This is a genomic window from Streptomyces ipomoeae 91-03 (genome assembly GCF_000317595.1).
GTDB lineage: Bacteria > Actinomycetota > Actinomycetes > Streptomycetales > Streptomycetaceae > Streptomyces > Streptomyces ipomoeae.
This window is the reverse complement of record NZ_AEJC01000161.1, coordinates 1-9168: the sequence shown is the minus strand read 5'-3', so window position 1 is coordinate 9168 and position 9168 is coordinate 1. Positions and strand designations below refer to the sequence as shown.

The 9168-nt window shown below is 72.1% G+C and carries 8 protein-coding genes and 1 pseudogene; 5 read left to right on the top strand and 4 right to left on the bottom strand.

Features of this window, described 5'->3' with window-relative positions:
• The 4 genes and pseudogenes from STRIP9103_RS10595 to STRIP9103_RS10580 form a co-directional block, all read right to left on the bottom strand.
• A pseudogene (locus STRIP9103_RS10595) lies at positions 1 to 1409 on the bottom strand (hypothetical protein); the annotation flags it as partial.
• A gap of 185 nt (positions 1410 to 1594) precedes the next feature.
• Positions 1595 to 2473, bottom strand: a complete 879-nt coding sequence (locus tag STRIP9103_RS10590; RefSeq protein ID WP_009307399.1) for a hypothetical protein — start codon at positions 2471 to 2473, stop codon at positions 1595 to 1597.
• A gap of 124 nt (positions 2474 to 2597) precedes the next feature.
• On the bottom strand, positions 2598 to 4124 hold the full coding sequence (locus STRIP9103_RS10585; protein ID WP_009307397.1) for a hypothetical protein: 1527 nt from the start codon (positions 4122 to 4124) through the stop codon (positions 2598 to 2600).
• A 163-nt stretch (positions 4125 to 4287) separates the two neighbouring features.
• Entirely contained in the window at positions 4288 to 4992 is a 705-nt protein-coding gene (locus tag STRIP9103_RS10580) for a GntR family transcriptional regulator (RefSeq protein WP_009307401.1), read from the bottom strand.
• A gap of 233 nt (positions 4993 to 5225) precedes the next feature.
• On the opposite strand from STRIP9103_RS10580, the gene STRIP9103_RS10575 reads away from it, so the two are divergent.
• The 5 genes from STRIP9103_RS10575 to STRIP9103_RS10555 all read left to right on the top strand — a co-directional run.
• Positions 5226 to 6548 (top strand): MFS transporter, encoded by a 1323-nt coding sequence (locus STRIP9103_RS10575; protein ID WP_009307398.1) that lies wholly within the window; start codon positions 5226 to 5228, stop codon positions 6546 to 6548.
• Positions 6545 to 7438, top strand: coding sequence for a putative hydro-lyase (locus STRIP9103_RS10570; protein ID WP_009307403.1), 894 nt, complete (start codon positions 6545 to 6547; stop codon positions 7436 to 7438). The genes STRIP9103_RS10575 and STRIP9103_RS10570 overlap by 4 nt, the downstream gene beginning before the upstream one ends.
• Positions 7439 to 7469: 31 nt before the next feature.
• Positions 7470 to 8228, top strand: a complete 759-nt coding sequence (locus tag STRIP9103_RS10565; RefSeq protein WP_009307395.1) for a LamB/YcsF family protein — start codon at positions 7470 to 7472, stop codon at positions 8226 to 8228.
• Positions 8225 to 8836 carry a 5-oxoprolinase subunit B family protein gene (locus STRIP9103_RS10560; RefSeq protein WP_009307396.1) on the top strand — a complete coding sequence of 204 codons (612 nt, stop codon included), beginning with the start codon at positions 8225 to 8227 and terminating at the stop codon, positions 8834 to 8836. The genes STRIP9103_RS10565 and STRIP9103_RS10560 overlap by 4 nt, the downstream gene beginning before the upstream one ends.
• Positions 8833 to 9168: allophanate hydrolase (locus STRIP9103_RS10555; RefSeq protein WP_048820051.1), on the top strand; the 336-nt coding region annotated here is incomplete at its 3' end. The genes STRIP9103_RS10560 and STRIP9103_RS10555, both read left to right, overlap by 4 nt.

Here is a 9168-nt window from a genome sequence, read left to right as displayed (position 1 = left end):
CGCTCCTCCCCCTCGTTCGCGAGGTTCTCGGCGCTCTCGGCGGCGGCCTGCAGGGCGCGTACGAGGTCGACGGCGGCCTTGGCGCGCGCGGCGAGCGCCGGGGCGGCGTCCCGTTCGGCCTCCTGGATCGCGGCGGCCACGCGGGCGACCCGGTCGGCGGCGGCCCGGTGCCGGAGCACCGCCTCGGCGGCCTGCCAGGCGGAGTGCAGCGTGCGCGCGTCGGCCAGCTCCCGCTTCTGCGCGGCGGCCGACTTCTCGGCGGCGGCCAGCGCCAAGGAGGCGTGCCGGTAGGCGAGTTCGGCCGCGATCAGCGCGCTGCGCTCACGGGCGCCCTCGGCATGCGTGACCGCGTACGCGGCGGCGGTGACCCGCTGGGCGAGGTCGGTGCCCCGCACCCGCTCCTGCGCGGCCCGCGCGGAGAGCCGCCGGGCCAGGGTGCGGGTCCTCCGCTCGGCGCCGGCGTGGATGTCCCGCGCCCGCGCCCGCCCCTCGGCGGCCTCGACGATCCGCCCGAGCAGATCCACCGACCCGGCGGTGAAGTCCCGCTCGGCGATCAGCTCGGCCCGCCGCCCCAGCTTGTTGCCGAAGCCACTGACGAGATCCGCGAGCCCGTCGGTGTCACGGGTGTCGGTGACGGCCCGCAGCAGCAGATCGGTGAAGTCGGAGTCCTTCTTCACCGCGAAGAGCCCGGCGGCCTCACCCTCGTCGGCGTTCATCTCCCGCTGGTAGCGGAAGAGTTCGGGGTCGAGACCGAGATCCGTCAGATGCTCGTTCCAGCGGTCGTGGATCTCTTCCCAGTGCACTTCGAGGTGCGGATACGCCTTCCCGGCCTCGGTGATGGCGTCCCGGAACCCCTTCATGGTCCGCCGCCGCCCCTGCGCGCCGGACGCGCCCTCGACCGGCGGCCGTACGGCGGTGGACTCGGCGACGGGAAGGTTGTCGAGGCTCAGCCCCGGCCCGGGCCGGAAGGAGTACCAGGCCTCGGCGAACTTCCTCGGGTCGTTGGAGACCTGCCGCCCGCGCCATTCGCTCACCTTGCCGACGACGACGCACTCACCGGTCAGCGTGTGCTGCCACTCCAGCGCGACATGTCCGCAGTCGTCCGCGAGCAGGAACTTCCGCAGCACACCCGAGCTGGCGCCGCCCAGCGTGTTCCGGTGGCCCGGCAGCATGACCGAGAAGATCAGCTTGAGCAGGACCGACTTCCCGCCGCCGTTCTCCAGGAAGAGCACACCGGCGGGCGCGGGCCGGCGCGGCGGCCCGACGGGCTCCTCCTCGAAGAACTCCGCCTGCTGCGGCGCGGGGTCGGGCACGGGCTCGCCCACACCCCGCAGGTCCAGCACGGTGTCGGCGTAACGCGCACCGGCCGGCCCGATGGAGTAGAGACGGACCCGGGACAGCTCGTACATGGCGGCGGACTTTCGCGGTCGTAACGGTGGTTCGTGCGGTGGGGCCGTAAAGCCGGCCGGTGCCGGCTGACTGACCGGCGTGGCCGGTGTCAGTGGCCGGTGTCAGTGACCGGTGTGGCCGGTCCTACTGACACGGCCGGTCTGGCTGGTACGGCCGGTCTGGCTGGTACGGCCGGTGCGGCCGGTCAGGAATGGAAGGGCAACCCGGCATCGGCCACCAGCTCCAGGTCGTCGGTGTCCTCGGCGGGCAGCAGCGTGGCGGTGCCGTCGGTGACCGGCACGATGCCCAGTTCCAGCAGCTCGGCCATCGCGGCGCTGCCCGCCATGTCCCGCACCTGGAGCTGATAGCGGGCGGTCGTGCGGTACGTACCGCCGTTGTCGTCCCCCGTGCGCTGCAGGAACCCCGAGTCGGTGAGGAAGGCCACCGCCTTGCCGACGATGCCGGTGGTCGACCCCGCCAGACGGCGCGCGTCCTTGGTGGCTCCGGTGGAACTGCGTCTCGCCCAGATCCGCCAGGCCGCCTCCAGCCCGGGGGCGTCACTGGCGGGGTCCGTGTTCTCCCCCTGCTCCTCGGCCCGCTCCTCCAGCCGCCGACAGGCCTGCCGTACGAAGGCGTCGACCCCGTTCACCGACACCCGTCCGATGTACCCGTCGTCCGCGAGATCCTCGGGCCGCGGAAACGCCATAGCGGCAACGGCAAGATGCGCCAGCCCATGCAGAAACCGGTCCACTGAATCCGCCGAGGTCCGCCGCGCGTAGTCCCCCATACGCACGGCGAACACGGAGTCCTCGGCCGCCGTCACCGCCATCCCGGCCCGCGGCGACACCTCCAGCACGACGAGCCCGAGCCCGGTGGCGACAGCATCGGCGAGCCGAGCGAACGCCGGGTCCTCCCGATACCGGCGCAGCAGCTCCCCGTACTCCTGATCACGAGCGGGCTGAAGCTTGGGCTGAAGCCCGAAGGCGACGAGCCGAGCGGCATCGGCGGCGTCGGCAGGAGTCACGGCAGCACTCACCGGCGCACCGGGGGCCTCCGGCTCACTCCACTCGACATGCTCGCTCACGACAACAACTCCTTGATCTGGTAGCAGAGGGCGAGGGCAGCCGCCTCTTCAGGGGCGGGGGGAACTGCGCGACCAGCCACGAGAAACCCGCAGCCGCCCCACAACCGAAACCTCGACGGGGCTCTCACGCTGCCTCCGTACGGTCCGCTGCCATCCCCACCGCGTCCAACAGCGCCGTGCCCACAATCAGATCCGCGCCACCGAACTCCGGGTCGTCCAGCTCCGTCCCGTCGTCCACGGCGAACAGCAGCTTCTCCTCTCCCTGCCGATATGCCGTACCGACCGGCGGACTGGCCGCATGCACAGCCAACAGGGCGACCAGATACGGCAGTTCGGGATCCGACTGCCGTGCCTCCGCCAACAACCCCGACAGCCGCCGGGGCGCGTCCGCGGGCAGATCCAGCAACTCCATGGCCGCGGCCAACTGCTCCTCGCTGAACCGGCTGTCGTCCGGTGTGGCGATCAGGTCGGGCTCCGGCATCTCCGCACCGAGATGCTCCCGCTCCATCGGCGGCGTGAACAAGAGATCGACAAGGTCCCCCACTCTCACCGATACCGGCGTACGCAACCCGGTCCCGCGAGAAAAGAACGCGTCGGTCACCTTGCGCGCCTGCTCCACGGGCAACGGCAGCAAGGGGGCGATCAGATGCCCGTAGAGATCTATCCCCGACGTCGTCATCGGCGTGGCGAAGGCCTGCCGGTCCTGCTCCGCGCGGAACAGCGGACCGGCCTCCAGCAGCCGGGACTGCAGCTGCGTGTGCCGCCGGATGCAGTCCTTGACTATGTCGACCAGCTCGGCGGCACGCCGCTTCTGCTCGGGGTCCTCGGACTCGTCGCGGGCCTTGCGGATGTTCGTGAGGATCGCGTTCTCGTGGCGGTAGCGGTCGGCGACATGGTCGAGTGCCTCGACGATCATGTCGGGCACGGCCTGGAGCCAGTCCACCGCGCGAACGTTGCGCCGTGTGGCGTCCAGGGCCTTCCGCAGCGTCTCCGAGTACTGCACGGTGCGGTAGCGCGCCTGCTCGGCGGCGAGCTGGGCGTCGGCGAGCCGGCCCCGGCTGATCAGCACCTCCAGCTTGACCTCGGCGGCGATCTGGGCGCTGGTGACATCGGTGTCGAGGGCACCCACCAGGACGTTGACGGCCTCGTCGGTCGTACGGAGGTAGACCCCGCCCCCGTATCCGGGGACCTCCTCGATCAGCTTGAAGTCGTAGTCGCGGCGCACATACGTGCCGTCGGGCGCGAACGTGCCGTACACGGCCCGGAAGCCGCGGTCGACGCTGCCGACGTTGATCAGGTTCTCCAGGACCCAGCGGGCCACCCGCTCGTGCTCCTCGACAGGCCGCTGCGGCGCCTGGGCGGCGATGCGCGGGATGAGCCGGGCGACGACCTGGTCGTGGTCGGCGCCCGTGTCGAAGTCCATGTTCAGTGTGACCAGGTCGATGGCGGCGAGGGCGACCTCGGCCATGCCGTACACCGAGTACTCCCCCGCGAGGTTCGCCTTGCGCGCGTCCAGGTCGTGCAGCGGCGCGGTGCAGGCGAGCGCGCGCAGCCGCCGCGCCAGTCCCTCGTCGGCGGCCGGGCCCAGCGCGGGGCGCGGCCCCGCGCTGAGCTGGGGCGGAACGCTGTCCGTGGATGCGGGTGAAGTCACGGTGCACAGATTAGGTGCTGGGTCTGACATCGGCCCAAACGGGAACGCTCCGCCGGGAGAGCCGGGGAACCACCGGTCCGTCTTCGGGCGCAGGCCGTTGGTGGCCGGGCGTGCGGTTCCCCGCTTGCGCGCAGTTCCCCGCGCCCCTTGTGGGGCGGCGCCCTCAACGGGGCGCTGCCCCGTCGGCCACCCGGCGCCCGTACACCTCCACCAACCCCTTCAGCGAATCGTTCAGGTACGCCGCCAGCAGCCGCTCGGCCTCCTCCCGCTCGCCCCTCTGCAGGGTCTGGAGGATCTGTAGATTTCGCGCCAGATACGGCTCGTACAGTTTGCGCGGATTGTCCACGACGTGGAAGGCCAGTCGGAGTTCGGCGAAGACGCTGCGCATCAGTTCGTCGGTGCGGGCGCTGCCGGCCAGGGCGACGAGTTCGCGGTGGAAGTGGATGTTGGCGGTGGAGACGCCTTTCCAGTCCTTCTCGCGGGCCAGTCGTCGCCCGTCCGCGACGGCCGCGGCGAGGCCGTCGACGTCGTACGGCGGATCGCCGAGGCCGCGTACGACGGCGCACTCGACGAGGCGGCGGGTGCGGTAGATGTCCTCGACGTCCTCGACGGTGAGCACGCGCACGAAGACGCCGCGGTTGAGCTCGTGGACGAGGAGCCGTTCATGGGTGAGCAGGCGGAACGCCTCGCGAAGGGTATTGCGGGAGACACCGAGGGCGCCGCCGATGCTGTCCTCGGACAGTCGCGCGCCGGGCGGGAAGAAGCCCTCGGCGATCCGGCTCCGGAGGATGTCCGAAACCCGCTCCGCGGTGCTGGTGCGGCCCAGCAGGGCCCGGTCGTCGGCAAGTTCCGTCAGTTCGGCGGCCATGCCCGGAATTCAACCGCAGACACAAGAACGAAACAACATGGGTATTGAGGGATCGTTCAACGATCCTCTACCTTGCTGGGCAGGCGTCGACTGCTCCACCCCTTTCTGCGCCTGCTGCTCCGCCCTGTCCTCGGCGCCATCGACTCCGGCGGTCGGCGCGGGCCGCCCCGACACCGACCCCGCCCGCACGGCTCACTCCTGAAGCACCCTCCGTCCCTCATTGCGAGGTGCCCATGAGCACGACCCCTCCCCCTCAGGCTCCGACCACCACCGAAACCCACCCCGCCACCGGTGAACCGCCGTCCGACGGCGGCGCGTTCGGCTGGTTGCGCGCGCTCGGTCCGCAGGGCCGTCGCGCCTTCGCCGGCGCGTTCGGCGGCTACGCCCTCGACTCGTACGACTACTTCACGCTCCCGCTGAGCATGGTCGCGCTGGCGGCCTACTTCGGCCTGGACAACGGTCAGACCGGGCTGTTCACCACGGTCACGCTGGTCGTCTCGGCGATCGGCGGCGCCGCCGCGGGGGTCCTCGCGGACCGGATCGGGCGGGTCAAGGCGCTGATGATCACCGTGGCCACGTACGCGGTGTTCACGGTGGCCTGCGGTTTCGCACCCAACTACGAGACGCTGCTGGTTTTCCGGGCCCTCCAGGGACTGGGCTTCGGCGGTGAGTGGGCGGTCGGCGCGATCCTGGTCGCCGAGTACGCGAGCGCCAAGCACCGGGGGCGCACGCTCGGCGCCATCCAGAGCTCGTGGGCGGTCGGCTGGGCGCTGGCCGCGATCGTCTACACGGTGGTGTTCTCCCTCGTGGACGACGACCTCGCCTGGCGGATCATGTTCTGGACCGGCGCTCTGCCCGCGCTGCTCGTCGTCTGGGTGCGACGCTCGGTCAAGGACGCGCCGGAGGCCGCCGCCGCGCGCGAGAAGAGCGCCGAGAAGGGCTCGTTCGCCGTGATCTTCCGGCCCGGCACGGCCGCCGCTCCCGGTCTGCTGCGCACCACACTGTTCGCGGTGCTGCTCTCCACCGGCGTCCAGGGCGGCTACTACACACTGGCGACCTGGGTGCCGACGTACCTCAAGACCGAGCGGGGCCTGTCCGTCGTCAACACGGGCGGCTACCTCACGTTCCTGATCTCCGGTGCCTTCATCGGCTATCTGACCGGCGGTTATCTCACCGACCGGCTGGGCCGCAGGAGGAACATCTGGCTGTTCGCGGTCCTCTCGGCGGTGTGCATCCTGGCGTACGCGAACATCCCGAGCGGGGCCAACACCCTTCTCCTGGTGCTCGGTTTCCCCCTCGGGTTCTGTATGTCGGCGATCTTCAGCGGCTTCGGCTCCTTCCTCAGCGAGCTGTACCCGTCGGCCGTGCGCGGCACCGGGCAGGGCTTCACGTACAACACCGGGCGCGCGGTGGGCGCCGTCTTCCCGACGACGGTCGGCTTCCTGGCGGACAGTTGGGGCGTGGGCGGCGCACTGGTGTTCGGCGCGATCGGCTACGGTCTGGCCGCCCTCGCCCTCCTCGGGCTTCCGGAGACACGCGGAAAGGAACTCGTGTGAACCACACCACCACCGACGACCGCCCCGTGACCGCCGGCACCGCCACCCAGAACCGCCCCGGGACTCCCGGCACCACCGCCCAGGACCGTCCCTTCACCCTCGTCGAGCCGCACGCGCACGCGTGGACCCCCGACAAGGCCCGCGCCCGGTTCCGTTCGGGCATGGCGGGCCCGACCGCCGGGGTCGCCGCCGGGCACACCCAGGCCAACCTGATCTCGGTGCCCGCGGACTGGGCGTACGACATGCTGCTGTTCTGCCAGCGCAACCCCAAGCCGTGTCCGGTGCTCGACGTGACGGACGCCGGTTCCTGGACGACTCCGCTGGCAGAAGGCGCGGATCTGCGCACCGACATCCCCCGGTACCGGGTGTGGGAGCACGGCGAGTTGGTGGCCGAGCCCACGGACGTGGTCGACGTCTGGCGGGACGACCTGGTGTCGTTCCTCATCGGATGCAGCTTCACCTTCGAGTGGGCGCTCACCGAGGCGGGCGTTCCGCTGCGCCACATCGAGCAGGGCCGCAACGTCTCCATGTACGTGACCGAACGTCAGTGCCGCCCCGCCGGGCGGGTGAGCGGCCCCATGGTGGTGTCGATGCGCCCGGTGCCACCCGAGCGTCTGGCCGCCGCGATCCGGGAGAGCAGTCTGCTCCCGGCGGTGCACGGCGGCCCGGTGCACTGCGGCGAGCCGGCGGGCCTCGGCATCGCGGACCTGTCCCGCCCGGACTTCGGCGACCCGGTGGCCGCCGAGCCGGACGACATCCCGGTGTTCTGGGCCTGCGGGGTCACACCGCAGGCCGCGGTGATGGCCTCGCGCCCGCCGTTCGCGATCACCCACGCACCGGGCCAGATGTTCCTGACCGACGCCCGCGACGAGCAGTACCGCGTGGCCTGACCAAGAGCAACCGACCACCAGAATGGACACCATGATCTCCATCGATCTCAACGCCGACCTCGGCGAGGGCTTCGGCCGCTGGCGGCTGACCGACGACGAGCAGTTGCTGTCCGTCGTCACCAGCGCCAACGTGGCCTGCGGCTTCCACGCCGGCGACGCGGCCACCATGCGGCGGGTGTGCGAGCTGGCGGCCGAGCGCGGCGTACGGATCGGTGCCCAGGTCTCGTACCGCGATCTGGCGGGGTTCGGGCGGCGCGCGATGGACGTGCCGCCCACCGAACTGGCGGCCGAGGTGGCGTACCAGATCGGTGCTCTGGAGGTCTTCGCGCGCGCGGCCGGCACGCGCGTGTCGTACGTGAAGCCGCACGGCGCGCTCTACAACCGTGTCGTGCACGACGAGGAACAGGCGGCGGCGGTGGTCGACGGGGTGGTCCTCGCCGACGCCACGCTGCCCGTCCTCGGCCTGCCGGGGTCTCGGTTCCTCAAGGTCGCCGAGCGGGCCGGACTGCCCGCCGTCACCGAGGCGTTCGCGGACCGCGCGTACACCGACCAGGGCACCCTGGTGCCGCGCGGCCAGGACGGTGCCGTGATCACGGATGCCGACGCCGTGGTCGAGCGGTCCGTGGACCTGGCCCGTACCGGCACGGTCACCGCCCGCTCCGGCGAGCGCATCCCCGTCCGGGCCCGCTCCCTGTGTCTGCACGGCGACACACCGGGCGCGGTGGACCTGGCCCGGCGGGTACGGGCCGAGCTGACGGCGTCGGGCGTGCGCGTGGCGGCGTTCGCATGAGGGCGCTGCCGGTCGGCGACCACGCGCTGCTGATCGAGGTGGACACGGGCGAGGAGGCCGAGGCCCTGCACGCCGAGTTGCTGCGCCGCCGGGCGACGGGCGACCTCTCCGCGGCCGAGATCGTCCCCGCGGCCCGTACGGTCCTCCTGGACGGCCTCGACGACCCGTCCCGCCTCGCCGGGCGCCTCGCCACCTGGGAGGTGCCGCCCGTGCCCCCGCGCGCGGAGGACGCCGTCCAGATCCCCGTACGGTACGACGGCCCCGATCTGCCGGACGTCGCCGCCCACTGGGGTGTCGACGAGGCCGAGGTGGTGCGTATCCACGCGGCGGCCGAGTTCCGGGTGGCCTTCTGCGGTTTCGCGCCCGGCTTCGGCTATCTGACCGGGCTGCCCCGCGAGGTGCCGCGCCGGGCGACGCCGCGCACGGCCGTCCCGGCGGGTTCGGTCGCCCTGGCCGGCCCGTACACCGGGGTGTACCCGCGCTCCTCCCCCGGCGGCTGGCGGCTCATCGGTACGACGGACACGATCCTGTGGGACCACGCGCGCGTGCCGGCCGCTCTGCTGACACCGGGTACCCGTGTCCGCTTCATCCCGCTGGGGGCGCCGTGACGGACCGTGCCCTCGTGGTGGTGCGCGCCGGCGCCCTGACCACCGTCCAGGACCTGGGCCGCCCCGGGCACGCCCACCTGGGGGTGCCGCGCTCGGGGGCGCTCGATGCTCCCGCGGCGGCGCTGGCCAAACGTTTGGTAGGCAACTCTCCCGACGCCGCCGTCCTGGAAACCACCCTCAACGGCTGCTCCGTACGCCCCCGCTCGACGGTCACCGTCGCCGTCACGGGCGCGCCCTGCCCGGTCACCGTCGACGGCCGCCCGGCGGCCTGGGGAGCCCCCGTACGGGTCCCCGGTGGGTCCCTCCTCGACATCGGGGCCGCGCGCACCGGC

Excerpts from the sequence above, each read along its gene's own strand:
- STRIP9103_RS10580 (WP_009307401.1), bottom strand. The coding sequence starts at position 4,992 with ATGGCCGCCGAACTGACGGAACTTGCCGACGACCGGGCCCTGCTGGGC.
- STRIP9103_RS10565 (WP_009307395.1), top strand. The coding sequence starts at position 7,470 with ATGATCTCCATCGATCTCAACGCCGACCTCGGCGAGGGCTTCGGCCGC.
- STRIP9103_RS10560 (WP_009307396.1), top strand. The coding sequence starts at position 8,225 with ATGAGGGCGCTGCCGGTCGGCGACCACGCGCTGCTGATCGAGGTGGAC.
- STRIP9103_RS10575 (WP_009307398.1), top strand. The coding sequence starts at position 5,226 with ATGAGCACGACCCCTCCCCCTCAGGCTCCGACCACCACCGAAACCCAC.